At 62.6% G+C, this 24,703-nt stretch carries 23 protein-coding genes; 14 read left to right on the top strand and 9 right to left on the bottom strand.

The window, feature by feature from the left end:
• Position 1 precedes the first annotated feature (1 nt).
• From QRN51_RS20550 to QRN51_RS20540, 3 genes are read right to left on the bottom strand one after another with little or no spacing between them, the layout of a single operon-like run.
• Positions 2–568, bottom strand: coding sequence for a VOC family protein (locus tag QRN51_RS20550; RefSeq protein WP_284991683.1), 567 nt, complete (start codon positions 566–568; stop codon positions 2–4).
• Entirely contained in the window at positions 565–1,560 is a 996-nt protein-coding gene (locus QRN51_RS20545; RefSeq protein WP_059389053.1) for a LacI family DNA-binding transcriptional regulator, read from the bottom strand. The genes QRN51_RS20550 and QRN51_RS20545 overlap by 4 nt, the downstream gene beginning before the upstream one ends.
• Positions 1,553–2,539 carry a Gfo/Idh/MocA family protein gene (locus tag QRN51_RS20540; RefSeq protein WP_284991682.1) on the bottom strand — a complete coding sequence of 329 codons (987 nt, stop codon included), beginning with the start codon at positions 2,537–2,539 and terminating at the stop codon, positions 1,553–1,555. Before QRN51_RS20540 ends, QRN51_RS20545 begins: the two co-directional genes overlap by 8 nt.
• A gap of 141 nt (positions 2,540–2,680) precedes the next feature.
• Between QRN51_RS20540 and QRN51_RS20535 the strand changes: the two genes are divergently transcribed.
• From QRN51_RS20535 to QRN51_RS20505, 6 genes are all read left to right on the top strand, one after another.
• On the top strand, positions 2,681–3,328 hold the full coding sequence (locus QRN51_RS20535; RefSeq protein WP_284991681.1) for a bifunctional 4-hydroxy-2-oxoglutarate aldolase/2-dehydro-3-deoxy-phosphogluconate aldolase: 648 nt from the start codon (positions 2,681–2,683) through the stop codon (positions 3,326–3,328).
• Positions 3,325–3,873: a P-loop nucleotide/nucleoside kinase family protein gene (locus tag QRN51_RS20530; protein ID WP_284991680.1), complete on the top strand. Its 549-nt coding sequence runs from the start codon at positions 3,325–3,327 to the stop codon at positions 3,871–3,873. Before QRN51_RS20535 ends, QRN51_RS20530 begins: the two co-directional genes overlap by 4 nt.
• Before the next feature lie 339 nt (positions 3,874–4,212).
• Positions 4,213–5,628 carry an MFS transporter gene (locus QRN51_RS20525; RefSeq protein ID WP_284991679.1) on the top strand — a complete coding sequence of 472 codons (1,416 nt, stop codon included), beginning with the start codon at positions 4,213–4,215 and terminating at the stop codon, positions 5,626–5,628.
• A gap of 175 nt (positions 5,629–5,803) precedes the next feature.
• Positions 5,804–6,616 carry a sugar phosphate isomerase/epimerase family protein gene (locus tag QRN51_RS20520; protein WP_059389060.1) on the top strand — a complete coding sequence of 271 codons (813 nt, stop codon included), beginning with the start codon at positions 5,804–5,806 and terminating at the stop codon, positions 6,614–6,616.
• Positions 6,617–6,780: 164 nt separating this feature from the next.
• Positions 6,781–7,572 (top strand): SDR family NAD(P)-dependent oxidoreductase, encoded by a 792-nt coding sequence (locus QRN51_RS20515; RefSeq protein ID WP_284991678.1) that lies wholly within the window; start codon positions 6,781–6,783, stop codon positions 7,570–7,572.
• 95 nt (positions 7,573–7,667) lie between these two features.
• Positions 7,668–7,925: a GNAT family N-acetyltransferase gene (locus QRN51_RS20505; protein WP_502870888.1), complete on the top strand. Its 258-nt coding sequence runs from the start codon at positions 7,668–7,670 to the stop codon at positions 7,923–7,925.
• A 103-nt stretch (positions 7,926–8,028) separates the two neighbouring features.
• Here QRN51_RS20505 and QRN51_RS20500 read toward each other — a convergent pair whose 3' ends face one another.
• Positions 8,029–9,000: an aldo/keto reductase gene (locus tag QRN51_RS20500; protein ID WP_284991676.1), complete on the bottom strand. Its 972-nt coding sequence runs from the start codon at positions 8,998–9,000 to the stop codon at positions 8,029–8,031.
• 145 nt (positions 9,001–9,145) lie between these two features.
• Between QRN51_RS20500 and QRN51_RS20495 the strand changes: the two genes are divergently transcribed.
• A complete protein-coding gene (locus QRN51_RS20495) occupies positions 9,146–9,763 on the top strand; it encodes a TetR/AcrR family transcriptional regulator (protein ID WP_284991675.1) in 618 nt (205 codons plus the stop codon).
• Positions 9,764–10,015: 252 nt separating this feature from the next.
• Here QRN51_RS20495 and QRN51_RS20490 read toward each other — a convergent pair whose 3' ends face one another.
• Complete coding sequence (locus QRN51_RS20490) at positions 10,016–10,321, bottom strand: helix-turn-helix domain-containing protein (RefSeq protein WP_284991674.1); 306 nt, start codon at positions 10,319–10,321, stop codon at positions 10,016–10,018.
• 312 nt (positions 10,322–10,633) lie between these two features.
• Between QRN51_RS20490 and QRN51_RS20485 the strand changes: the two genes are divergently transcribed.
• From QRN51_RS20485 to QRN51_RS20460, 6 genes are all read left to right on the top strand, one after another.
• Positions 10,634–11,284 (top strand): TetR family transcriptional regulator, encoded by a 651-nt coding sequence (locus QRN51_RS20485; protein ID WP_284991673.1) that lies wholly within the window; start codon positions 10,634–10,636, stop codon positions 11,282–11,284.
• Positions 11,285–11,363: 79 nt separating this feature from the next.
• Positions 11,364–12,116 carry an SDR family NAD(P)-dependent oxidoreductase gene (locus QRN51_RS20480; RefSeq protein WP_284991672.1) on the top strand — a complete coding sequence of 251 codons (753 nt, stop codon included), beginning with the start codon at positions 11,364–11,366 and terminating at the stop codon, positions 12,114–12,116.
• A gap of 229 nt (positions 12,117–12,345) precedes the next feature.
• Positions 12,346–13,563, top strand: a complete 1,218-nt coding sequence (locus QRN51_RS20475; protein ID WP_284991671.1) for a glycoside hydrolase family 1 protein — start codon at positions 12,346–12,348, stop codon at positions 13,561–13,563.
• Between the two features lie 18 nt (positions 13,564–13,581).
• The gene (uidA, locus tag QRN51_RS20470) at positions 13,582–15,462 is read left to right on the top strand and encodes a beta-glucuronidase (RefSeq protein ID WP_284991670.1); all 1,881 of its coding nucleotides are present in this window, start codon (positions 13,582–13,584) and stop codon (positions 15,460–15,462) included.
• Between the two features lie 115 nt (positions 15,463–15,577).
• Positions 15,578–16,927, top strand: a complete 1,350-nt coding sequence (locus QRN51_RS20465) for an MFS transporter (RefSeq protein ID WP_284991669.1) — start codon at positions 15,578–15,580, stop codon at positions 16,925–16,927.
• Between the two features lie 51 nt (positions 16,928–16,978).
• The gene (locus QRN51_RS20460) at positions 16,979–19,408 is read left to right on the top strand and encodes an alpha-L-rhamnosidase (RefSeq protein WP_284991668.1); all 2,430 of its coding nucleotides are present in this window, start codon (positions 16,979–16,981) and stop codon (positions 19,406–19,408) included.
• Between the two features lie 873 nt (positions 19,409–20,281).
• Here the strand turns inward: QRN51_RS20460 and QRN51_RS20455 are convergent.
• A complete protein-coding gene (locus tag QRN51_RS20455) occupies positions 20,282–20,587 on the bottom strand; it encodes a helix-turn-helix domain-containing protein (RefSeq protein WP_284991667.1) in 306 nt (101 codons plus the stop codon).
• Positions 20,587–20,925, bottom strand: a complete 339-nt coding sequence (locus QRN51_RS20450; RefSeq protein ID WP_284991666.1) for a type II toxin-antitoxin system RelE/ParE family toxin — start codon at positions 20,923–20,925, stop codon at positions 20,587–20,589. The genes QRN51_RS20455 and QRN51_RS20450 overlap by 1 nt, the downstream gene beginning before the upstream one ends.
• A 714-nt stretch (positions 20,926–21,639) precedes the next feature.
• Here QRN51_RS20450 and QRN51_RS20445 point away from each other — a divergent pair.
• Positions 21,640–22,740, top strand: coding sequence for a DUF4268 domain-containing protein (locus QRN51_RS20445; protein WP_284991665.1), 1,101 nt, complete (start codon positions 21,640–21,642; stop codon positions 22,738–22,740).
• Positions 22,741–23,321: 581 nt separating this feature from the next.
• Here QRN51_RS20445 and QRN51_RS20440 read toward each other — a convergent pair.
• Both QRN51_RS20440 and QRN51_RS23435 read right to left on the bottom strand, forming a co-directional pair.
• A complete protein-coding gene (locus tag QRN51_RS20440) occupies positions 23,322–23,909 on the bottom strand; it encodes a beta-keto acid cleavage family enzyme (RefSeq protein WP_350225009.1) in 588 nt (195 codons plus the stop codon).
• An 11-nt stretch (positions 23,910–23,920) separates the two neighbouring features.
• Positions 23,921–24,253, bottom strand: coding sequence for a 3-keto-5-aminohexanoate cleavage protein (locus QRN51_RS23435; protein ID WP_350225008.1), 333 nt, complete (start codon positions 24,251–24,253; stop codon positions 23,921–23,923).
• Positions 24,254–24,703: the final 450 nt, after the last annotated feature.

Genomic DNA, 24,703 nt, shown 5'->3' with positions numbered 1-24,703 from the left:
TTTATGTCCTTTCTGAAGTGTTTGGAGGTGTTGCCCAGTCCGCGGGACCGACCAGCGGGGGCGGGGCTGCGACGCGGGATCGGTCCACGATTTCCATCAGCAATCCCCATGGGGTGATGAAGTAGGTCCAGCGGTTGCCGGCTACTCGCGGGCTGTCGCCGGCAACTTCTTTGCGTTCTCCGAGCACCCGTACTCCCGGTGTTGCCTGCAGCACTGCGATCGCTTCGTCGACGTCGTCCACGACGAAGCACAGGTGGTGGCCGCCGGCGTCGCAGTGCCGCGGCGGGGTATCACGCCGCTGAGTGCTGCTCCATTCGAAAAGCTCGATGTTGAGGTTTGGTGGCAGGCGCAACATTGCGAGCGTGAGCTTGGCATCTGCCGGGACGTCGAAGTTTGTGGGCATGAATTCTTCATCGGGCCCGCGTTCGGAGCGGTAGAGCTCTTCGGCTCCGAGGACTTCGACGAAGAACCGGATGCCTTCGTCAAGGTTTGGAACCGTCAGGCCGACGTGGTCTGTGTGCTGAAGGCCCGGCAGGCGCCGGAGCGTTGACTCCTGCGCCCTGGTCATTTGCGTGGTCCAGAGGTGGAGCGGCGGACCAGAAGCTCAGGTTCGAGGACGATGTGGTCCACGGAGCCATCCGCGTTCTGCTTCTCAGCCAGTTCAATGGCGATGTGTCCCATGTCGGCGATCGGCTGGCGAACCGTCGTCAAAGGAGGGTTGAACCGGGCGCCGAGAGCGAGACCGTCGAACCCGATAACCGACACGTCTTCCGGTACCCGTACTCCACGTTGGCCGAGCGCCGAAATGACCGCAAAGGCCACCATGTCATTGGCGGCGATGATTGCCGTTGGAGGATTGTCCATCTCCAGGTAATGTTCTGCACCGCGCGTGCCCGCATCCAGATCCGACCCGCTGTCCAGCACGACAGGTGCGTTGCCGCTCTCGGCGGACAGCTCCAAATAGGCGTCCATCCGGTCCTGGGCGGTGTGCGTCCCGGCAATGCCGGATACGTAGCCAATCGAGGTGTGCCCTAACGCGTGCAGGTGGTCCAGTGCGAGCCTGATTCCCTGGCGACTGTCGACGGTGACTGTGGGAACGGAGTCGTCACCTTCCACGCGGTCGATCACCACGACTTTATGGCCGAAGTCGAAGCGTTTCATGGCCTCGGTATCGACCTTTGTCGATGGAGCCACAATTCCGAAGGGGGCGTACATGGCCTGCATGGCGGTGAAGTATCCATCGGTCTTGGCAGGGTCACCATTGGTGACGCAGAGCAGCAGCTGGTAGCCGCGCTCGTCCGCCGCCTGCGTCATCGTCTTGGCAAGTTCAGCGAAGAACGGGTTGGTGATGTCAGGGACGATCAGCGGGATGAACGTGCTGGTTTTCCGGCGAAGCGCCTGGGCGAGTGGACTCATCGTGTAGCCGAGTCCCTCGGCGACCCGAAGGATGTGCTCGCGTGTTTCGCTCTTCACCGCCTCGGGGCGTGAGAAAGCCCGGGAGACCGTTGACCTATGGACACCAGCAGCTTTTGCAACGACGTCGATACTCAAGTCAGACATGTTCTCTTCCTCCGTGCTGGTTGTCATAGGCCTGCCAAATGGGGCGCATGACGTCTTCGAGCTGGGCCAACGTAGTCAGGCCCAGGAATCCATCATCCAGCGTCCGGGCGACGCTCCGCACGAACGGAGCATAAAGTGGGTCGCTGTCCACATTGATCTTGTCGACCTCCGTGGTGCCGTCCAGTGCCGTGAACGTAGCTGTGCCGTCCGAATCAACGGATGCGAATCCTGCCTCACCGACCGAGGTAAAGCTGCAGTAGCGCTTAAGCGGCGACTCAGGGAATGCGTAGCCAACCTCAACGATGGCTTCGCGTCCCTCTGGCGTCGTGATGATCAGGCTGGCATGATCCTCAACACCCTCGTGGTGAAGAACCGATGAGAGCCGGGAGTCCACACCGGCCACGGTCTCACCCGTGCCCCTAAGGAACAGATCGACAAAATGTGGGCCCAGATTGGCCAGGCAACCCCCGCCAGCCTTGACAGGATCGAGCATCCAGGGATTGGCATTGTCGAGATACCGGGCTGGCGGGCCGGCAATGAACGAGGTTCGCTGGTACGTGGGCCGGCCTGCCTTGGCAAGCCATTGCTCTGTGGGTCCACCGCGCTGGACCAGGGGGACGGTGGCAGGCACGCCGGCTGCCTCGGCGGCTTGACGCACGGCGGAAAGCTCTTCAAGGGAAGTGCCCAACGGCTTCTCCACAACGAACGGAATACCGCGCTCGATCAACGCAAGACACTTTTCGGCCATACCGTCATGGGGGCCGAAGACATATGCGAGGCCGACGTCGGGGAGATCAACCAGCTTCCGCCAGTCGGCTTCAACCGGCGCCCCCCATCCTTCCGCCAGGTCCTGCACCTGGACGCGGGATACGTCGTCGTCACCGACTCCGATCACCTCGTGCTCTTCGGCAATGGCCGGCGCGCAAAGCGGAACATGCCAATGGGAAGCACCCAGAATGATTGTGCGTACGTGAGTCAACCGCAATACCCCCTTGTATGAGATCGGTTGCTGAGATCGGTTGCAATAACACTATGGATAGTGGGAAAGTTTGTCAACGACACTTCAACATTGCCCGGGCAATAGGAAACATCAACACGCCGGGGCGCAAGAAAGGCAAGCATGTACAAGAAACTTCGCACCCTGCAGACCATCGACGAATCCGGCGCCGTCCTGATCGTCCGCCTCCAGAACGCTGAAGTGGCTGAACGCGTGGCAGAAGCCGCCATCACCGGAGGCTTCCGAGCCCTTGAAATCACCCTCTCGATCCCAGGGGCGGTCGATGTGATCCGCAGGCTCGCCGCCAAGCACGGGCCCAACGGAGTAGCCATCGGCGCCGGAACGGTACTGGACGAGCACTCGGCCTACGAGTGCATCCGCGCCGGCGCCGACTTCCTGGTCAGCCCTCAACTGAACCCGGCAATGATCCGGACAGCGAACCGGTACCAGATACCCACCGTCAGCGGCGCCTACACGCCAACTGAGCTGGTCAACTCCGCCGAGGCGGGTGCCGACATCCTCAAGCTTTTCCCCACGGAAGCCGGAGGCATCCCCTACGTCAAATCCGTCCTCGCCCCACTCGCCCATCTGCCGATCATGCCGGCAGGCGGCGTGACCCTTGAGAACGTAGGCGAATGGTTTGCCGCCGGCGTCGCAGGTGTCGGCGTCGGCAGCTACGTGACTAAAGCATGGCTGCCGGATGGCGACTTCAACCGCGTCACCAAAGCCGCCAAGGAGTTCCTGTCAGCGGTGGCAGAGGCCCGCCGATGACCGCCCCCAGCGTCTTCATCGTCATTGGCCCGGCCGGCTCAGGTAAAACGACAGTTGCCCAGAAAACGGCAAGAGAGAACGATGCCGCTTACCTGGACAAGGACAGGGTATGCGGACGATTTGTCGAGTTCGCCCTGAAAGCAACAGGACACGACCCCACCGACCGGGAATCCAACGACTACTACCGCGACAACCTGCTGCCCCTCGAATACGACACTCTCATGGACGTGACTGGAGCGAACCTGCGCCTCGGCCGGTCGGTAGTGATCGATGCCCCATTCGGCGCCTACTTTCAGGTACCCGACTTCCTGACCCGCGCAGCAGAGAAATTTCACTGGCCACCTTCCCAGACCACAGTCGTGCGGGTAAGGGTTCCCCAGAATCTTCTGCGGGAACGGCTTACCCGCCGCGGCCTGGAACGAGACCAATGGAAACTCTCGCACTGGGACGAATACTGGTGCACCTACGGAAGCCTCGAATGCGCGTGGTCCGGGGTGGAGTACCTGGACTTCAACAACGAAACACCGCTCCCGGCAGATGCGTGACTGCCGGACCTGGCCATCTTTCACTTTGACCCGAGGTCCAAGAGCAGCCCTTCTCAGGTCTGATGCCCTACTTTCTGTTCGGGAGGCCTGCTTCCAGAGCATAGATAGCGTCGCCGCCTGCTAGACGCCGGCGCGGCCCAGATTCGGAACGACCACTTCAACAAGACGTTGACAACCGACTTTCATCACTCGTAAGGTTATTGCAACCGATCTCAGCAACCGATCTCATTGGTCGTGCTGACGAGTTAGAGAGCCGCAGTAAAAGCAAATTTCGGGCAAGCATTAAGCGCCCTCACCCCATTACCCCTCCGCAGCAAATGTGAAAATATGGAGAGTTCAATGAAGACCTCAAAAGAAGCCGTCGGCAGGCCGGACCCTTCGGAGTATCCCGACGTGTCCAAGCGTCCTCGCCGCAACGTGAATATGGTGGCAGGAACGATTGGCCACTTCGTGGAGTGGTACGACTGGTACATTTACGGCCTGCTCGCGGCTGTGTTCTCGGGACAGATTTTTCCAGGCGATTCCCCGTTCGCATCCCTAGTCGCAGCACTGCTCACCTACGCAGTAGGTTTTGTTGTGCGCCCGCTCAGCGGAGTCATCGTCTCCCCACTGGCCGACCGTTTCGGCCGGCGGCGCATCCTGACGCTGTCCATCTCCGGAATGGCGGTCGGCGCCCTGATCATCGGCCTCACACCCTCGTTTGCGACCATCGGCTATGCCGCACCGATTCTTTTCCTGGTGGCACGCATCCTCCAGGGAATCTCGGCCGGCAGTGAGGCGCAGAGCGCCATCGCCTTCATGGTCGAACACGCCCCCGCGAACCGCAGGGGCCTGTTCGGTTCATTTTCCAATACGGCGAGCGGCCTGGCGACTCTCGCAGCTACCGGCGCCGCAGCAATGGTGACATCAGCCTTTGCCCCAGCGGACCTGGCCGCCTGGGGTTGGCGCGTCCCGTTCATCGCGGGCGGCATCCTCGGCGTCGTTGGCCTGATCTTGAGGGCACGGGCAGAAGAGACCCCCGAGTTTGAGGCAACGGCCCTTGTCGATCAAAAGTCCGCAGCGGCCCGCCTGATGGACCTGCTTCGCGAACATCCCAAGGCGCTGCTGCAGGCGGCTGCACTCTCTGCCCCGGCCGTGGCCTACTACACCTGGGCCACCTTCCTTCCCACCTACGCCAAACTGACCACCGGCCGGGACCTGGCATCCACGCTGACCGGGAATGTTATCGGGTTGGCCTTGCTCGTTGTCATCGTGCCGATCTGCGGTGCGCTGTCCGATCGGCTCGGCCGGCGCAAAATCTTCCCCATCGTCGGTGCCATCGGCATGATCGTCCTCTTCTACCCTCTCCTGCTCCTGCTCAACCAGCCCGGCTTTGGTGTCTACGTTCTGGTATCAGCCTCGGGATGGGTAGTTCTCGGTATCTGGCAGGCCGTCTACCCGACCATTCAGGCCGAGCTGTTTCCGGCGTCGGTACGTGTATCCGGGATCGGATTTGCACACCAGATCGTCATCGCCGTCTTCGGCGGCACAGCGCCACTGATCGCCGCTGCGTTCGTTGGCGCCGGACAGCCCATGCTTGTCGCGGTCTACATGATTGTCGTCGTCGCCCTGTGCCTCGTCGTTTACTTCACCTTGCCCGAGACCGGCAGCCGTACCGGCCGTGCCACTGTGGCGCTTGCTGACGCTGAGGTACTTGAAGGCGAGCACCTGCTGGTGGCTCCTTCGCATGCCACCGACGAGGCTAGGCGTTCCTAGTAGGCACGCTGGTACCAAGCCGCCGTAGCGGCTCGACCAAGCAAAAGGGGGCGTGTCCCCCGGGCCTCGTCGAGCCGCCTGGCTCGCGCTTGCGATCCCTCGGCAGGGACCAAAATTCGTAGCGCGTTTACAAATAGGCGAAGAACAGAAGAGAGGATGCCTTCACGTGAACCAAATGATCATTAACACATTTTCCTATCTATGGTCATCTACGGCGATTGATGCCATAGCTGAATTGGTCGACAGTGGGTACAGAACTTTTGAAGTTCCGATCAGCTCGCCACATTGCTGGCCGGATGAGATAACCGCCCCTGAGCGTTCGGCAACTCGCGCGAGGCTCGTTGAGTACGGCGCAACCATCAGGTCACTGAACGCCGGTGGATATGACATCAACTTGGCCAGCCCGGGCGCCAACATGCGTCGCAAAAGCATCGAGCACATCAAATCGGTGATTGACGTGGCTGCGGCCTGGGATGTCCCCGAAGTCGTGATATCCCCCGGCACAAGACGCCCCATGATTTCACCTTCACTCGAAAAGACCTACGGGTGGATGTACGAGAGTCTGGAAAATCTGATTCCGCTGGCCAAGCAGGCCGGCACACGACTGCTCTTTGAAAACACTCCCTACTGCTTCACGCCTACCATCCAGGATCTGGCAGGCGTTGTAAGCACTATCAACGACGAAGCAGTGAAGATTGTGTACGACGTCGCCAACGCTGCCTACATAGGAGAAGACCCCGTAAACGGCTTGCTCTCCCACCACGAAGCAATTGGACTTGTCCATATTTCTGATACGGGCACCGAAACCTGGGGCCATGATCCAATCGGCACCGGAGTGATCGACTGGAATGGATTGGGCACAGCCGTAAGGGAAACCTGCGGCGTCAATAACGTAGTCCTTGAAATCATTCGCGAAGAGAACCCCGTGCAGGAATTCGATAAGGCAATGCAGGATCTTAAGAATCAAGGCTGGGATCTGGGGTCTTAGCCCCTGGGTCGAGGTTGCGACGGGCTAGTCGATGTGTGTCTAAAGATAATGAAATCAGTTTCCACTGCCACTTTTATGGTGTAGACGGATGGCTCTACAGCCCGTGGGCCCTCTTCAGTTAAGAATGACTTCATATGAAACCCAGGTAAAAGGAAATGTGTGCAATGAGAGCTTTGGTAAGTGGCGGAAGCACCGGCATAGGCGCGTCTACCTGCGTGAGAATCGCGGAGGCCGCTCTGGCCCGGGGTGTGCACCCGATGATTGCCGTATGTGGACACAAATCGAACAGCAGCCAAGAGCAGGTTGTTCGTTCAATCCAGTCCATGGGTGGTACCGCCATCGCACTGGCAGGTGATCTCGGGGATCCCGACGTGCCAAGTCAACTGGTAGAGGCTGCGGTAGCGGAGTTCGGTGGCCTGGATGCGTTGGTAGCAAACGCCGGAATCGCCAGCCCTGCTGCCATCTGTGACTTGTCCCTTGAGGACTGGGACGGAATGTTCTCCGTCAACCTCCGCGGCGCGTGGCTTCTTGCCAAAGCGAGTTACCCGCACTTGAAGGACAGCAACGGCGCCGCCTGTTTCACCTCCTCCATGTCCGGCCAACAACCCCATGCTGGATCAGGTGCTTACAGCCCCAGCAAGGCTGCGTTGACGATGTTGGCGCAGACACTCGCGTTGGAATGGGCCCCTGACGGAATCCGTGTGAATGTGGTCTCCCCCGGCATGACTCACACCCGGATGACGGAAAAAATGTATGAAGATCCCCAAATCAAGAAGGCAAGGGAAGATATTATCCCGCTGGGAAGAATTGGCGATCCCATCGACATTGCGAACGTGATCGAATTTCTTGTGAGTCCGCTGTCTGGTTATGTCACCGGCCAAGACATTTGTGTCGACGGTGGCTTCTCCAAATCTATCCTCAGCCATATTCCTGGACGACCCAGTTCCAAATCCTGAAGCCGAACTGTGCCGGCGCCCCCGAAAGTGGCCTAGGGCGTGTCTCCTAAAGCGGCTAGCCAGATGCTGACTGCTCGGAGAACCGTTCCTCCGCGATACGTGAGTGCGAGTTTGTCGTAGCGAGTGGCCAAGCCCTGCCATTGCTTGAAGGTATTACTGCCTGGGTCGAAGAAGTTATGGTGGCCGGGCAAGTGCGACGACAGGGGGTGGGGCAGGCCTTGATGACTGAGGCCGAGTTGTGGGGGCGGGAGCAAGGCGCTGCCTATGTCTCTCTAGCGAGCCGGCGGGCAGGAGGGTTCTACAGTGCGCTGGCTTATGAGGACGCCGCGACCTTCTTCAAGAAGCCCCTTTGATTCCGGCATCATCGAATAGTCGGCACAACTCGGTCATTGATAGACCCTGACACTCGTGTGGCCGAGGCGTGAGTACTTCACCGAAGTTCCTCGTATCTTCCGGTCAGGACCGGGTCTCGGCAGTTAGCGCCGAGACCGTATTGAGCTGTTCTTGGGTGAGCTCGACATCTGCTGCGGCGGCGTTGGCGCGGAGCTCGTCGGCGGTCTCGGCTCCAACGATCACCGATGCCACGGCCGGGCGCGACAACAGCCAGGCCAGCGAGACCTGCTGCATCCCCAGTCCCCACCCGCGGGCCAGTTGGTCGAGTTGGCGGGCGACGGCGATCTCGGCGTCGGGATATCCGGGCCCGCCGTAGCGCTTGCCTCCGGCGATCGGCCGGTCCAGGACCGACAGGTCGGCAAGGAGACCGCCGTGCAGCGGCGCATAGGGAATGATCGACAGACCGAACCTCACGCACGCGGCGGCGAGCTCCTTTTCGGCGCTGCGGTCCAGGAGGCTGTACATCACCTGCGCAGCCACGGGTGCGGAGACCAGCCGGCGGTCATCGGCGATCCACAGGGCCTCGGCCATCTGCCAGGCCGGGTGGTTGGACAAAGCGACATACCGCAGCTTCCCCTGCCGGATCAGATCGTCGTAGACGGCAAGGGTCTGCTCCAGGGGCGTGTTCGGATCAGGGAAATGCGCGTAATAGAGGTCGATGCGGTCAGTGCGCAGCCGGCGCAGGCTTTGCTCGACCTGCTGGATGATGTACCGGCGCGAGAGACCGGCATCCGGATCGAACCTCCGCTCCCCCGACTTGGTCGCCAGCACCACCTCATCCCGCCGGCCGGCCAGGGAGCGGCCGAGGATCTCCTCGGCGGACGCCCGCTCTGCCGCCGGCGGAGCGCCGGGCCGGTCGAACGTCGAGGTCGAGCCGTAGACATCAGCGGTGTCAAAGAAGTTGATGCCCAGATCCAGAGCCGCTCCCACGACGCTATCGGCTTCGTGTGCGCTCGGTGCCACACCGAAAGTCGCCGTGCCCACGCAGATGCGGGAAACACGCACGCCGGTCGGTCCGAGAACGGAGTACTTCATCTAAAGGATTCCCATCTGCGAGTCTCGGGACTGGGCTGACGCGTGCGGCGTTCCGTCAGGAGGTCCCGTGCGGCTACGAGCCGTGTGGAACTTAAACACTAACCGACTGGTTACATTTCGGCAATGGTCATGAGAAAGTAGTGACATGCCAGAAGCCGCAGAGACCAGAACACGGGGCCCCTACCGCACAGGCGTCCGCCGACGCGAGCAGCTCATCGGCATCGCGATGGACGTCTTCGGCGAACACGGCTTCGCCGGCGGATCCCTCCGCACGATTGCCGAGCTGGCCGGCGTCAACCACGCCACCCTGATCCAGCATTTCGGCAGCAAGGAAGGCCTGCTCACGGCCGTGCTGGAGGAATGGGACCGACGGACCGTGGAGAACGGCCTCATCGATGTCAGTGGATTGGACTACTTCCGGCGGTTGCCAGAGGTCATGGCCGCCCACCGGGACAACCGCGGCCTGCTCGAACTGTTCACCACTATCGCGGCCGAAGCCTCCAGTCCGGCCCACCCGGGCCACGCGTTCATCACCCAGCGCTACACCTCGAACCTGGCAACCCTCGCCGGGCATTTGCAGGAAGCGGTCGAAGCTGGCGACATTGTTCACCTCTCCCCCGCGCAGATTGAGATTGAAGTGCGGTTATTCACTGCCGTGATGGACGGCATGGGCCTGCAATGGCTCCTCGACCCCGAAACCGACATACACGCCAGCGTCACAACCTATGTCGAACGCGCCATTGCCGCCTGGGGAGGCCGGTAGCGCCCCTCTGTCCGATTCGGAGGGCCCAAACAGGTGATCGAAGATTGAAGGGAATACCCTCCCAGCCATCCATGCCGTCCTCTTTCTGAACGGTCCCTCGCGGCCAGTCCGAGGACTCGGTGCACCGGATCCCGTCGCAGGGGTAGGCCCTCGTTGCGCGGAGCGAACGCTGCGATTTAGCCCTTGCGGCCCATCGCCTCGTATAAGGCCTCCTACGTCGGTTGTTCAAACATGCCGGAGCGGGTTGCCGGGTCAGGCGATCTGGATCCGTTCGTCGCCGAGTTCAACCTCGACACGAAGCCACCCACCGAGAGCTTCGACGTATTTCCGCAGCATATCGACCTGGGCCCGGTCAATGTCACCGTGCTCGATGCGGGACACCCTGTTCTGGCTCACGCGCAGACGCGCAGCCAGCTCGACCTGCGTCAGGTCCGATGCCTCACGGAGCTCCCGAAGCCAGAAGCCCCGGACTTCATCGAGCAGGTGCTTCTTGTGCCCTTCCACAGCAACGCGGTCAACAGGTCGCTTGGCCAAAATCTCTTCGACTGTCTTTGCCATTACGATCCTCCTTTCGGAATCCTCAGATGATCGGACCCATCGGCCCAGCCGCTGTCCGGATATCAGACCGACACCCAAACTTGACGGAGGTCCGGTACCAGACAGTCAAAATGGCAGGGTCCGCAACCACGACACCGCGACCCACGCGTTACCGATGATCTTCTCCTCGAATCTCGCCGCACAACAGATCTTGGGCGCAAAAATTGAAGGACTACAACTTTTGAACTGCCAATGCGATGGCAATTTCGATGGTCTCAACCTAATCGAAGAAATATCTTGTGGCCTCTTCAGAATTCACGTAACGTGGGTCACATGGAACAGGCCACCAAGACACGAGGGCGTTACGCCAAGACGGCAGAGCGGCGCGCGGCTGTTGCCCGGGCCGCGCTGGAGATAATCCGCGGGAAGGGGCACAAGGCCCTGACCACCGCGGAGGTCGCATCGATGGCGGGAATGAGTGAGACCGCGCTGATGTACCACTTCCCGACCCGCGACCACGTCTTGGTCGCGGCCATGGAGCTCGCAGACGAGGAAATCGGTTCGCGCATGACGGCCGAGTCCGTGGCGGCCGAGCTTGTCTCCGGTGACTGGGATCCCGCGGGGACGGCGCGCCTGGTGCTTCTGGAGGGGAACACTGTCCGCCTCCTCCTCACCCTCGAGGCGGAAGCCCCGGACCCGGAGCACCCGGCGCACGAGTACATGAAGAAGCACAACGAGAACGCCGTCCTCGCCTTCGCTGCGGCCGTGAAACGGCGCCAGAGCGAAGGGCGTGCCCGTCCCGGGCTCGACCCGATGGGCACGGGACGGCAGATGATGGCGCTCTGGAGCGGCCTGCGGGCGCAGTGGCTCGTGGACCCCTCGTTCGACTTCGCCAACGAAGTCGCCCAGGGATTCCGCGCCCTCACCGGCGAAGCCGCCATGGACACGAAGAAGAAGATCGAAGATCTCATCGCGACGATCTGAGCAACGCACCGCAACACCTGTTCCCCGTGTCGCCGGCACGTGGACCCGCGATCAACTGCAACGACGCAAAGGAATCACTATGACCGCTGAAGACCGGTTCGCCGGAAAGACCATCATCGTCACGGGCGCCGGCTCCGGCATCGGGCGAGCCACCGCCGTCCGGCTCGCCGAAGAGGGCGCCCGGCTCATCGTCTCCGATGTGGTCGCCGATCGGCTCGACGACCTCAAGACATCACTCCCCGGAGCGGACGTCAGGACCGTCGTCGGCGACGTCACCGACAGCCGAACGGTCGACGCGATCGCCGATGCTTGCGAAGGCCGTCTCGACGGGCTGGCGAACATCGCGGGGATCATGGATGGTTTCCTTCCCGTCGGCGAGCTTGACGACGAGACGTGGGACAGGGTGATACGCGTCAATGTCACGGCCCCGATGCGGCTGACGCGGGCCGCCCTGCCGCTCCTGATCGAGTCAGGAAGCGGTTCGATTGTGAACGTCGCTTCCGAAGCAGCCCTCCGCGGTTCCGCCGCAGGTGCCGCTTACACGGCATCGAAGCACGCGGTCATCGGACTGACCAAAAACACGGCATTCATGTACGGTCCCCAAGGCGTGCGGGCCAACGCCGTGGCGCCCGGTGCGGTCGCCACGAACATCGAAGCAGCGGTCCTCAGCGAATTCGCCGCCAGCCGGATCTTCCCTTTGATGCAGGCCATCGGCTCCCCCGTCGCGGAGGCGGAGAGGCTCGCCGCAGCGATCACCTGGCTGTTGAGCGAGGACTCACTCAACATCAATGGAGCCATCCTGCCCAGCGACGGCGGTTGGTCAGCCGCCTAGCCGGGCAATCAGCCCGGACTTAGTTTGAAACGATCCAAAGTGCGGCGCGGCAATCGCGTAAACACTTCCTGCGGTTCGGTGTGAAGCATCTCCCCAAATCCGTTGATAGCCCCGAAAAAGTCGACGGCGGACCCGACGCTCCGCCCGCGGCTGCACCTCATCCACATCATCCGAACCATGAATCCATGAACAACGAATCCGCGGCCTTGCCACGGAGAAAGAGACTGCCATGAACGACTTCCCACCCGGCTTCCTCTGGGGCGCCTCCACCGCGCCTCACCAGATCGAGGGCAACAACATCAACAGCGACTGGTGGCTCCAGGAGCAGACCGTCCCCGGGATGGAACCCAGCGGCGACGCCATCGACAGCTACCACCGGTACGCCGAGGACATGGAGCTCCTTGCAGACGCAGGCCTGACCGCGTACCGTTTCGGCATCGAATGGGCCCGGATCGAGCCGCTCCCTGGCCGTTTCTCCCGCGCCGAGCTCGCCCACTACCGCCGGATGATCGACAGCGCCCTCGGACTCGGGCTCACCCCGGTCGTGACCCTGAACCATTTCACCACCCCGCAGTGGTTCGCCGACGAGGGAGGATGGCTCGGCGAGAGGGCGATCGAACGGTTCGCCTCCTATGTCACCGAGGCCACCACGATCCTGGACGGCGTCCCCTGGGTCGTGACGATGAACGAACCGAACATGCTCGCCATGATGGCGACCATGCGCCGGATGATGACGGCCGCCCCCGACGCCCAGCAGGATTGGCAGAGTCCTACGGTGGATCAGGATCCCCGGCCACAGCTTTCCCCGCCGGATACGCAGATCGGCGCCCGCCTGGTCGAGGCGCACCGGGCCGCCCGCGACATCGTCCGCGCCCGCACGGACGCCAAGGTCGGTTGGACGATCGCGAACCGGGCGTTCGTCGCACGCCCCGGAGCCGAAGAGAAGAAACGGGAACTTGAATACGTCTGGGAGGACCTCTACCTCCACGGATCAGCCGGCGATGACTTCGTGGGCGTCCAGTCGTACTCCAGCCAATGGGTCAACGAAGACGGCATCGAACCGCACCCGGCCAGCCCGGAAAACACCCTGGTCGGTACCGCGTACCGTCCGGACGCGATCGGCATCGCGATCCGCCACACCGCCGAAGTCACCGGCGGGATCCCGATACTCATCACCGAGAACGGCATCGCCACGGCCGATGATGAACGCCGCATCGCCTACACCGGCGAAGCGCTCCAGCACGTGTCCGAGGCCATCGCGGACGGCATCGATGTCCGCGGATACCTGCACTGGACGCTTCTGGACAACTACGAGTGGGGCCACTGGGAGCCCACCTTCGGACTCGTGAGCGTCGACCGGCAGACGTTCGTCCGCACCCCCAAGCCGAGCCTCGCCTGGCTCGGATCCGTCGCCCGGGCCGGCGCGCTCAGCGCCCTCGCCCACTGACCCTCAAGGAGTTCTTCAATGCTGAAGCCCCTGGCAACCGCCACCCGTGAACTCGTCAACCTCGACGGCCTGTGGCTGTTCGCCCTCGACGGCACGCTCGGCCCGGAGCCGTGGAAGTCACGGCTCGAAACCCGATTGGAAGCGGCCGTCCCCGCCAGCTACAACGACCTGTTCGCCGAGCAGAAGATCCGCGACCATGTCGGCCTGGTCTGGTACCAACGCACGGTCCGCGTCCCCCGCGGCTGGTCGGACCAGCGCATTGTGCTCCGTTTCGACGCCGCAACCCACGCCGCTGCCGTCTACGTCGATGACACTCTGGTTGCGGAGCACGTCGGCGGATACACGCCCTTCGAAGCGGACCTGACCGGGCTCATTGCCCCCGGGACGGAATTCCGCCTCACCGTCGCCGTCGACAACCGGCTCACCAACATCACCATCCCGCCCGGGAAGCTGACCGTCGGCGCCGACGGGCAGGAAAGGCAGACGCACTTCCACGACTTCTACAACTACGCCGGCCTTGCCCGCTCCGTCTGGCTCTACAGCACCCCCCGGTCGCACCTCACCGATATAACGGTGACCACGGACGTCGTCGACGGCGGCACCGGGCTAGTGAGCTACCGACTGGCTACCAGCGAACCGGCCCCCGCAAGTGTGCGGCTCATCGACGAGACAGGGAACACGGTCGCCACAGGCGAAGGACACTCCGGCACGCTCCGGGTCGAGGACGCCGTGCTGTGGAGGCCGGGAGCAGCATACCTCTACCGCCTGGAGGTCGAGATCCATGACGGGTGGCACGTCGTCGACGCCTACGAACTCCCCGTCGGGATCCGCACGGTCGCCGTCCAGGGCGAACAGTTCCTCATCAACGGCGAGCCGTTCTACTTCACCGGCTTCGGCAAGCACGAGGACACCGCCATCCGCGGCAAAGGCCACGACAACGCCTACCTCGTCCACGACTTCCGCCTCCTTGACTGGACCGGCGCAAACTCTTTCCGCACCTCCCACTACCCCTACGCCGAGGAAGTCATCGAGTTCGCGGACCGGCACGGGATCGTGGTCATCGACGAGACCGCCGCCGTCGGACTCAACCTCGCCGTGGAGGCCGGACTGACGGGACAGCCGCCCCGGCCCACGTTCTCCCCGGAGACAATCAACGACCAGACCCAGGCCGCGCACGCCCAGCATCTACGTGAGCTCATCGACCGGGACAAGAACCACCCCAGCGTCGTCATGTGGTGCGTCGCCAACGAACCCTCCTCCAACGAGGACGGGGCAAGGGAATACTTCGAACCGCTCATCAAGCTCACCCGGGAGCTCGACCCGACGCGCCCGCTGACCACGACGGCGGTCATCTTCGCCACGAGCGAGAACGACCGCCTCGCGGACCTCGTCGACGTCATCTCCCTCAACCGCTACTACGGCTGGTACGTCGCCACCGGCGATCTCGAGACCGCCGAGAAGCTCCTCGAGGCCGATCTGCGCCGCTGGGCCGCGAAGCACGGCAAGCCCATCATGATGAGCGAATACGGCGCCGACACCATCGCCGGCCTCCACTCCGTCCTGGACACCCCGTGGACCGAGGAATTCCAAGCAGGCTTCCTCGCCATGAACCACCGTGTCTTTGACCGGATCCCCTCATTCGTCGGAGAACACGTCTGGAACTTCGCCGACTTCGGCACCGGCCCCGCGATCCACCGTGTGGACGGGAACAAGAAGGGCATCTTCACCCGGGACCGCAGGCCCAAGACCGCCGCGTTCGCGCTCCGCGAGCGATGGACGGGCCTCCACGGCCGCAAGCCAGGCTCAATCACCGCACAAAACGGGCAGCACCAAACCGCGGCACCTGATTTCACCCAGGAACCGGCGCTGTCCATGCCCGCAGGCGCCCAGCGCTCATAGCAGCCACAAGCTCACCGTGGGGGCGGCATCGCCGCCGCCCCCACCCCACCAGTCACCAATCCCTGCCGCAGCAAAAAATACGTCGCGCACATCGTACCCAGACAAAGGAGTCATCATGGTCAAGCCCAGCTACGGGGACCTACCACCCAAAGAAGCGGAATCCGCGGTCCTCACGGACGCAGGTTCCCGGCAAGGACCCCCCGCCGGTATCCCGGACATCGAGGCGCCGGCGCTGAAGAAGGCCAGTGCCAGCTACCTGACGCTGATATCGTTGGCGAATTTCGGCGTCGCGATGGCGTTCATCGTCCCGATGTCCTACTCACTTGCCGTCCGCATATCCCAGCTCGCCCCAGGCCACGAAGAGCTGCTCGGCTACGTCACCGGAACGGCACAGTTCATCTCCATCGCCGCGAGTCCCCTCGTCGGGGTCTGGAGCGACCGTTTTCGTTCCCGCCTCGGCCGCCGCACCCCTTTCATGATCGGCGGAGCCCTCCTCGGCATCCTCGGACTCCTCGGCATCTCCCTGGCACCCAGCGTGCTCCTCATCGGCCTCGGCTGGGTCTTCGGACTCTTCGGCTGGGCGGCCGCGGGCCAGGCCATCTTGAACCTCCAGGCCGACCGGATTCCCGAGGAACAGCGCGGCAAGATTTCGGCGTTCAGCGGGCTGTCGGCCCAAATCGCCCCCGTCCTCGGAATCGGCATCGCCTACGCCGTCTCCTCCAGCACCCTGCTCGTCTTCCTTGTCCCCGGCCTCGTGGGTCTTGCACTGGTGGCTCTCTTCTCGCTCGTCAAGCGCGAAGGCAGCTCCGTGGGCCTCGTCCACAACAGCACCGTCACCGTCGAGGCCCTCCTGACCAGCTACACCTTCAGCCCCCGCAAGCACCCGGACTTCGGCTGGAACTGGCTGGGCCGCTTCATCTTCTTCATGGGCCTTTACTTCAACACCACCTTCGGCAGCTTCTTCTACGCCCAGCGCCTGGGCCTTCCCATCAAGGAAGTCGCCGGAACCGTCGCCCTGATCGGCATGCTCGGCATCGTCGCCGCCACCGCAGGCGCCCTCACCGGCGGGTTCCTCTCCGACAAGCTCCGTCGACGCAGGCTGTTCGCTTTTCTCGGCGGCCTGCTCTTCCTCGCCGGCGGCATCACCGAAGCCTACGCCCATTCCTTCATCACCCTGCTCGTCGGCGCACTCATCATGCAGTGCGCAATCGCCCTCTTCAGCGCGGTGGACCAAGCCATCATCTTCGCCGTACTACCGGACCGGGCACAGGCCGGACGCTACCTCGCCGTCGTCGGATTCGCACAACGGATCCCCAGCGCAATAGCACCCCTCCTGGCGCCCTTCATCATCGTCCTGGGGGCGGCCGGGGCCGAGAAGAACTACACCGCCCTCTACCTCACCGGCGCCGCGCTGGCTCTCTTGGGAAGCCTCATCATCTTCCTGAAGATCAAATCCGTGCGCTGAGCAACGACCTGCCACCCCAAAATGCCAACCGACAAGAGAGCTGAAACACCCATGGGCAACACGCTCATCACCCCGCCGGACCTGGCGCCGGCCCCCGCCGGAACAGCGCTCGTCAAATGGACGGCCGCCTGGATCTCGCCGGCCGAGTCCGAAGAAGCCGCCGGCCAGGACGAGCGCGGGGCCTACATCCTCCGCAGGTCATTCGACCTTCCCGCCCGTCCCGCCGCAGCGACGCTCTACGCAACCGCCCTTGGCGTCTACGAGGTGTTCCTCAACGGCATCCGGGTGGGAGACATCGAACTGGCACCCGGTTCCACCAGCTACGACGAAACCCTGTACGCCCAGAAGTATGACGTCGCGGACCTCCTCATCCCCGGTGGCAACCGGATCGACGTCGTCCTCTCCGACGGCTGGGTCCGCGGCAGGAACAGCGGCGCCCAGCGCCGGAACGTCTGGGGCAACACCACCGCCGCCCTCGCCCAACTCGAAATCGACCTCGGATCCGGTGCGGGAATGACCCTGGGGACCGACCGGGACTGGATCACCCTGCCCAGCCCCATCGTGCGGGCGGACCTCATGACGGGTCAGACCACTGACTTCCGCATCGATCCGGACCGCGCCGAACCCGGCCCGGTCCGGGTCGGCGTCGTCACGTCACCTACCCCTTCCCGGTCACCGGCCCCGCCCGTGCGCCGCGTCGAGGAACGCAAGCCGGCGGCCCTGACCCGGCTTCGGGACGGGGTCTCGATCCTCGACGCCGGCCAAAACCTCTCCGGATGGGTCAGGCTCACCAGCTTGGGGCCCGAAGGAACGGAGACGGTGCTCGAGTTCGGCGAGCACCTCGACGCCGGCGGCGACCTGACGACCACCCACCTGAACATGAAAACACCACAAGGCGGGCTGCTCGAATTCCGCCAGACCGACCGCGTCATCGCCGGGGTTGGCCCCGGCATCTTCGAACCGCGGCACACAGTCCACGGCTTCCGCTATGTCCGCGTGTCGCACCCTGGACGCGAGCTCTCCATCGATGACTTCACGGTCGTCGTCGTCCACTCGGACCTCGCACGCCGCGCGTGGTTCACGTGCAGCGACCCGGACCTGGAACGACTCCACGAAGCGGCCCTCTGGAGCTTCCGCAGCAACATCGTGGACGTCCCCACCGACTGCCCCACCCGCGAACGCTCCGGATGGACCGGCGACTACCAAGTCTTCGCCCCCACCGCCGCCATGCTCTACGACGTCCACGGCTTCTCCCGCAAATGGCTCCAGTCCGTGCGCGATGACCAGTGCGAGGACGGGCTCCCCGCAGCCTTCTCCCCCGACTCGGCACGGATCCGGCACCATCCCGGCAACCCCTCGCGCGTCATGGGCGGATCCGCCGGCTGGGGCGATGCCACAGTGCTCGTCCCCTGGGCCATCTACGAAGCGTACGGAGACACGGAGCTTCTCGCGGAAAGCTGGGACTCGATGACCCGCTGGGTCGACTACGCGCTCCATCTCGCCAAGACGGCCCGCCACCCGTCCCGGATCGCCCGCCCAGAGACACCGCTCCCCCACGAGCAGTACATCTGGGATGCCCCCTTCCACTACGGAGAATGGCTCGAGCCCAAACGCCGCCGGGCAGACGGGTCCCTCATCGACCCCATGGCCGAAAATCCCTACGCCTACATGAGCGCGGACCGTGGCGAGGTCGGCACCGCCTTCCTGTACCGCACCACCAAGACACTCAGCCGGATCGCCGGAATTCTCGGCCGGGATGCAGCAGCAGATCACTATGGCAGGATCGCGGCCGCCGTCAGAGACGCCTGGCAGACTGAGTTCCTCACACCCGAGGGGCACACCCGCGAGGACACCCAGGGCGCCTACGTCCGGGCCCTGGCCTTCGGTCTCATCCCCGATTCCCTCAGGGAAGCGGCCACCGAACGCCTGGTCCAGCTCATCCACCACGCCGACGACAGACTCGGCACCGGATTCCTCTCCAGCGGCCTGCTCCTTCCCGTCCTCGCAGCGTACGGCCACACCGACCTCGCCTACCGACTGCTGCTCCGGCGCGGGACACCGTCGTGGCTCGGCATGCTCGAACGCGGCGCCACCACCGTCTGGGAAGACTGGGAAGGCGTCGACGAGCACGGTATCGCGCACGAATCGCTCAACCACTACAGCAAGGGAGCCGTCATCCGCTTCCTCCACGAATACCTCGTAGGCCTCCGGCAGGCCCCCGGCTCAGCCGGATGGGAACGCTTCGACATAGAACCCCACCCCGGCGGAGGCATCACCTCGGCCAGCTTCCACTTCATCTCCCCCCACGGCCGCATCCAGGTCGCGTGGGAGATCGCCAACGAGGAGTTCCGTATCGATTTCACCGTGCCCGAGAGAACCTCAGCGCACCTCACCCTGCCAGATGGCACAAGCACGCCCTACCCTCCCGGAACACATTTCGCATTCTGCCCCGCCCCGACTCTCCAAAAGAGCAATTCCTGAAGACGAGGGCATGGAGATGATCAAGAGATTTCTCGAACGGTGCGTACCGATTCCGTGCACTAAGCCTGTCTCCCTACTGCTTCAATGCTCTTATCTCGAGGCTCGGATTTATCACCTCCCGGCGGAGTTTGGACAACAGGCACTATCGCAATGGAGCTGTTCAAGGGGAGGCCGGTCAAAATTGGGGTCATCAAGCGGCATCACACGGTTCCGAAGTTCGAGCCCGCCCGCGCATTGACGGCATGTTCGTCGAAGACTCAGGGGCGGACCGCACACTTCCATAAAGCAGACGTAATTGTGGACAGTGTCCACACCCCCTTTGGCAGGACAAACCGACAGGCACAGCTCCCCCTTAGGACTCGAAGCGGCTTTCCAAGAAGCTTCCGCGCCAAAGTCGGTTTCATCATGTCTTACCTGGAACCCTGAACCATGAACAGGTGTTGGACATCCACGACCAACCAGACCGAACCGGAACGAGGAACCGCATAACCCCACCCACAGCAGGCGGAAGGTCCACCAGCCAGGACCCTAAACCCGCCACCCACACACCTTCATAGGCCACCGCGGCGGCCAGGCAACAGCCCGCACCCCAAGCGTCAGAGGCACGCGGTCACAAGCTTTGTACACACGTTAAAGCAAAAACCCCTCCGACGGGGGGAATGCTGTGCCCGAGGTGGGACTCGAACTGCATTCCGGGCCTTGGAAACAAAGGGAACTCCTGAAAACATGCCGAGTACGAGCCAGTCCGGCCGATGTACGACCCGATCCGACGGCAAGAGTGTTGACACTGTCAACACACCCCCTGTTCTCACTTTTGAACCCTCTCGCGAACACGACCAAGCTGTTCAAACGTAATCGGAACGGGCTGCCGGGTCAGGCGATCTGGATCCGTTCGTCGCCGAGTTCAACCTCGACACGAAGCCGGCCGCCGACCGCTTCGACGTATTTCCGCAATGTATCGACCTGGGCGCGGTCAATGTCGCCGTGCTCGATGCGGGACACCCTGTTCTGGCTGACGTGCAGACGCGCAGCCAGCTCGACCTGTGTCAGCTCTGATGCCTCGCGGAGCTCGCGAAGCCGGTAGGCCCGGACCTCATCAAGCAGGAGCTTCTTGTGGGCGTCCACAGCCCCCCGGTCAACAGGCCGCTTGGCCAAGATTTCCTCGATAGTCTTTGCCATTACGATCCTCCTTTCAGAATCCTCAGATGATCATCGAACAGCTCATCTGCAATTGGGATGTTTGTTTTGTACCACTTGCTCCAGTTACCGGCTTTGTCGCCTGCAACGAGCAAAATCGCGTGCCGCTCAGGGTCGAAGGCAAACAGGATCCGCAACTCCGAGCGCCCGCTGGATCCGGGCCGCAGTTCCTTCATGTTCTTATGCCGTGAACGAACCACCGTATCGACGAGCGGCCTGCCAAGCTGCGGACCACGCTCGGCGAGAAGTTCCAACGCAGCGATCACCTGCTCGTACGAGTCCTGATCGAGCCCGAGCAGCCACGGCTCCACCAGCTCCACGTCAACGTTCCACACCTAAACCATAATACAACCCCCAGGTTCTACAACTCAAGAGCTATATCCGAAAGGAGCCGACACTGCCAAACCCGTCTTCAGCTTGCTGAGACGAGAAGCACGCACGGCCGGCTCTCCTGCGGAGGCCGACACTCGTGCACCCCTTTATTCGATAGGAGAACAGACCGGCCTGCCTCATTCTGCTGACTGACCCGGGGTCCGCGGGATTCTAGGCATGCTATGTTTGCCTGCCCACCTTCGGGCACTGCCCCAGTTCCTGTTGACTCGGTGTCATCGTTCGCTGAGGAAGACGTGATAAGCCATGAGCGTTGACATGCGACCTTCCTAATAGCGAACTTTCCGCCTCCTGCGGCGGGCGACCCTTCGCGTTCCACTCGTCGAATCTTCCGTGTAGGTCCTCGGGCACAGCTGGCATGACGATATCTCCCCAGATGGATGGTCCACTTACCATCGCACACGGCATCGCCGGACACAGCGAAAGACCCGTAGATGGACGGCTGGTCGCTCGGAATGCCTCAAGGAGTGCCGGAGGGCGAAATGGCATGTCAGGCAGTTGCGGCAAGGACCGGTTCTCAGTCGGAACCGGGCCAAAACGAGTCACCTAATACCAGGAGCCAGGAGCCAGGAGCCAGGAGCCAGGAGCCAGGAGCCAGTCTTTCTCGTCCGGGCCGCGTCTGCGCCCGGCCATCAGGTACCCGGGTGGCGGCAGAACATCCGGTGCCGTGCAGACACTGGCACCGGCATACGATTTTCGATGCATCATTCACCTTTTTCAATGGGAGAATCCATGAAGAAATCAATCTCATCTATGGAAGAGGTCGCGTGACGGTGAACCCTTTGGCGCAGCTTGGTCGCATTGTTCAGGTCCAGCCGCGTGAGGTTTGGCCGCACGAGGCGCATCACTTCACGCCATGGCTGCTGCAGAATGTCGACGTTTTGAGTGAACTTCTGGGGATGGAGCTCATCCTGGAAACGGCCGAGCATCCGGTCGGCGACTTCAGTCTCGACCTGAAAGGGTATGACGAAGCAACCGGTGACGTTGTCATCGTCGAGAACCAGTTGGAATTCTCAGACCATACTCACTTGGGCCAGATCCTTACCTATGCCGCCGGAACCGACCCGACAACGATCATTTGGCTTACAACCGGATTCCGGCCGGAGCATCGAGCGGCAATCGACTGGCTGAATGAGCGGACCGATGAGAACACCCGGTTCTTCGGCGTGGTCATCAAAGTGGTACGAATCGGTGGATCGGAGCCAGCACCGAGCTTTGAGTTGGTCGCCCAGCCGAATGACTGGGAGAAGCAGGTGCGACGCGCGACATCGGCGTCGTCTGAGGCAGGCGGCAAAGCAGCCATCTACGCAGAGTTCTGGACGCTCGCACTCGAGCGAATCCGTACCAAGCACCCGACGTGGACCCGCGCCCGCCGGAGCACGCAAAGCTGGGCCAATACGTCCACCGGAGCACGTGGTGTGGTGCTCTCGATGGCGTTTACGCGGGCGGGCATGATCACCCAGTTCTACTTTGAAGACCCGGATGCGACCCTCAACGCCCGGCGCTTCGAAGCAGCCATGGCGCACCGGGACATTTTCGAAGCCGCCCTCGGCCGCGCCGCGGAATGGGACCTTATGGACGGTTGTAAAGCCGCCAGGATCGTTGATGGGCCGGCGGACTACCACGTCACCGACACCGCTCGCTGGCCGGAAATGGTTGATTGGCTTATAGAGAGCCAAACCCGCATGCGCCGGGCCCTTGATTCAATCGGCGGTCCGAAAGTCTTCGAAGAAACTGCGCAATGAGAACAAAGCTACGGGCTTGGGCCGGGACGTCAGGCGCATGGCTTATTTATACGGCGAAGTAGGACTGGACCATCCCCGACTTCCGCAAGCCGTTGTTAACTGCCTGGCAGCATGCTTGGAAAACCAACAGGAAGTGCACTCGGGAGACGAGCATTGCCGATGCTGGTCGGCCAGAACTGACTTGAGCGGCACCGGGCGTGGAACTCCGCCACGTTCATGCAGCTTGGGACCGGGTGGGCTTTGGAGCCCCGTACCTGTCCCCCGGGCGGCACAGGTACGGGCCGAAGGTCGCCACAACCGGCACCAGATCTCTAACTCCGGTGGCAGAAGTCCCTCTGGTTCCAGAATCGATCCTTGCATGTCCCACTCGGGGTCGGAGAACTCGGAGAACATTGCCACATATGGCCCATGAACCCTGTGTGACTGATCAGAACCCGACAGGCAAAGGCAGGGCACGGTGGGCCGCACGATGGAAGCCGACGCTCAACGCCTTCGCCATCAGCTTCGACGGAAAAATCAACTAGTTGCCAACCGTGGATCCGCCGAAAAACAGACAGTCGCGCCATTATGAAAAATCGAGGCTAGAAGTTGACGTTGTCCTTGCCTTTGAGCTGAAGGATCTCGCGTGATTCGTCCGGCGTTGCGATGTCAAAGCCGGATTGTTCAAGGATGATGCGCATCTTTGCCACTTGGGCGGCACTGGATGTTGCGAGTTCGCCTGGCCCGAGCCAGAGTGAGTCTTCAAGTCCCACCCGCACGTGGGAGCCCACGGAGGATCCCATGGCCGCCAATGGAACCTGGTTCTTGCCGGCTCCGAGAATTGACCATTCGTATTCGCTGCCCAGCAACCGGTTGGCGGTGCGCCGCATGTGCATCAGGTCTTCCGGGTGGCCGCCGATACCGCCGAGAATGCCGAAGACGGACTGGACAAAAAGGGGGCCTTTCGCAAGTCCCCGATCGTGAAAGTAGGCCAGGTTATAGAGATGCCCGGTGTCGTAGCATTCGTATTCGAACTTGGTTCCGTTTTCCGTCCCGCGGGTAAGAATCTCCTCGATGTCTCGGTAGGTGTTGCGGAAGATAACGTCACGGCTGCCTTCCAGGTACTCGGGTTCCCAGTCGTGGCTGAAATTCTGGAAGCGCGCCAGCATCGGGAACAGACCGAAGTTCATGGAACCCATGTTCAGGGAGGCCAGTTCCGGCTGGAACTCCAGGCCGGCCGCATCCGTTCCTGCACGGTCATAGTCGGGCTGCCACCGGTGGTGAGGTTGACGACGACATCGCTGTTGGCTTTGATCTTCTCCAGAAATGGCGGAAACAGCGCAGGATCCTGCGAGGGGCGGCCGGTTTTCGGGTCCCGTGCGTGCAGGTGCACGATGGCGGCGCCGGCGGTAGCTGCTTCCAGGGACGCCCTGGCGATTTTATCCGCCGTCACCGGCAGGTACTGGGACATGCTCGGGGCGTGGATCGCGCCTGTCACGGCGCAGCTGATGATGACTTTTCTCTTGGCGGCCATTCCGGTTCGTTCGGGTTGAGTCGTTCTGCTGTCGGCAGTAGGACGGGGTGTGTGTGTACAGATACTGGGCGGCCAAGTGCTACGGGGCCGGATGACCCATGAATAGGCAGCGGTCGCCCTTCAGCACGCGGGCTCCGGGAGCGGGTCGGCCTGTCAGGTTCGGCAGGCCGACCCGCATTCCTCGGATGGCATCCCGGGTATTCGGCGCTCCAGGAACCGCCCCAGCTCGCGGGCGGCCAGTCCTCCTTGGCGGAGGCCGGACGAAGCATCCGACCGGAACTGACCTCGGCGATGGTGCACGCGAACTCGCCCCTCACCGTGAATTAGCGAGCCAGCGCCATGCCCACATGCCGATCCACTAGTCATGGTCCATGCCCTCCACCAACGAGATCCCGGGGACTGCCCCGGCTTTTGTTGACTCGGGGTCTTAGGCCGCTGTGAGCGCGGTCC

The organism is Arthrobacter sp. efr-133-TYG-120 (genome assembly GCF_030209785.1).
Taxonomy (GTDB): Bacteria; Actinomycetota; Actinomycetes; order Actinomycetales; family Micrococcaceae; genus Arthrobacter.
The sequence above is the reverse complement of the archived record's forward strand: the minus strand, read 5'-3'. Positions and strand labels throughout refer to the sequence as shown.

What these genes read in the sequence shown, in the direction of transcription:
- QRN51_RS20515 (WP_284991678.1), top strand. Translation starts at nt 6,781, where the DNA reads ATGAGAGCTTTGGTAAGTGGCGGAAGCACCGGCATAGGCGCGTCTACC.
- QRN51_RS20530 (WP_284991680.1), top strand. Translation starts at nt 3,325, where the DNA reads ATGACCGCCCCCAGCGTCTTCATCGTCATTGGCCCGGCCGGCTCAGGT.
- QRN51_RS20480 (WP_284991672.1), top strand. Translation starts at nt 11,364, where the DNA reads ATGACCGCTGAAGACCGGTTCGCCGGAAAGACCATCATCGTCACGGGC.
- QRN51_RS20550 (WP_284991683.1), bottom strand. Translation starts at nt 568, where the DNA reads ATGACCAGGGCGCAGGAGTCAACGCTCCGGCGCCTGCCGGGCCTTCAG.
- uidA (WP_284991670.1), top strand. Translation starts at nt 13,582, where the DNA reads ATGCTGAAGCCCCTGGCAACCGCCACCCGTGAACTCGTCAACCTCGAC.
- QRN51_RS20520 (WP_059389060.1), top strand. Translation starts at nt 5,804, where the DNA reads ATGATCATTAACACATTTTCCTATCTATGGTCATCTACGGCGATTGAT.
- QRN51_RS20465 (WP_284991669.1), top strand. Translation starts at nt 15,578, where the DNA reads ATGGTCAAGCCCAGCTACGGGGACCTACCACCCAAAGAAGCGGAATCC.
- QRN51_RS20545 (WP_059389053.1), bottom strand. Translation starts at nt 1,560, where the DNA reads ATGTCTGACTTGAGTATCGACGTCGTTGCAAAAGCTGCTGGTGTCCAT.
- QRN51_RS20525 (WP_284991679.1), top strand. Translation starts at nt 4,213, where the DNA reads ATGAAGACCTCAAAAGAAGCCGTCGGCAGGCCGGACCCTTCGGAGTAT.
- QRN51_RS20535 (WP_284991681.1), top strand. Translation starts at nt 2,681, where the DNA reads ATGTACAAGAAACTTCGCACCCTGCAGACCATCGACGAATCCGGCGCC.
- QRN51_RS20440 (WP_350225009.1), bottom strand. Translation starts at nt 23,909, where the DNA reads ATGAACTTCGGTCTGTTCCCGATGCTGGCGCGCTTCCAGAATTTCAGC.
- QRN51_RS20495 (WP_284991675.1), top strand. Translation starts at nt 9,146, where the DNA reads ATGCCAGAAGCCGCAGAGACCAGAACACGGGGCCCCTACCGCACAGGC.
- QRN51_RS20500 (WP_284991676.1), bottom strand. Translation starts at nt 9,000, where the DNA reads ATGAAGTACTCCGTTCTCGGACCGACCGGCGTGCGTGTTTCCCGCATC.
- QRN51_RS20490 (WP_284991674.1), bottom strand. Translation starts at nt 10,321, where the DNA reads ATGGCAAAGACAGTCGAAGAGATTTTGGCCAAGCGACCTGTTGACCGC.
- QRN51_RS20485 (WP_284991673.1), top strand. Translation starts at nt 10,634, where the DNA reads ATGGAACAGGCCACCAAGACACGAGGGCGTTACGCCAAGACGGCAGAG.
- QRN51_RS20460 (WP_284991668.1), top strand. Translation starts at nt 16,979, where the DNA reads ATGGGCAACACGCTCATCACCCCGCCGGACCTGGCGCCGGCCCCCGCC.
- QRN51_RS20455 (WP_284991667.1), bottom strand. Translation starts at nt 20,587, where the DNA reads ATGGCAAAGACTATCGAGGAAATCTTGGCCAAGCGGCCTGTTGACCGG.
- QRN51_RS20475 (WP_284991671.1), top strand. Translation starts at nt 12,346, where the DNA reads ATGAACGACTTCCCACCCGGCTTCCTCTGGGGCGCCTCCACCGCGCCT.
- QRN51_RS23435 (WP_350225008.1), bottom strand. Translation starts at nt 24,253, where the DNA reads ATGGCCGCCAAGAGAAAAGTCATCATCAGCTGCGCCGTGACAGGCGCG.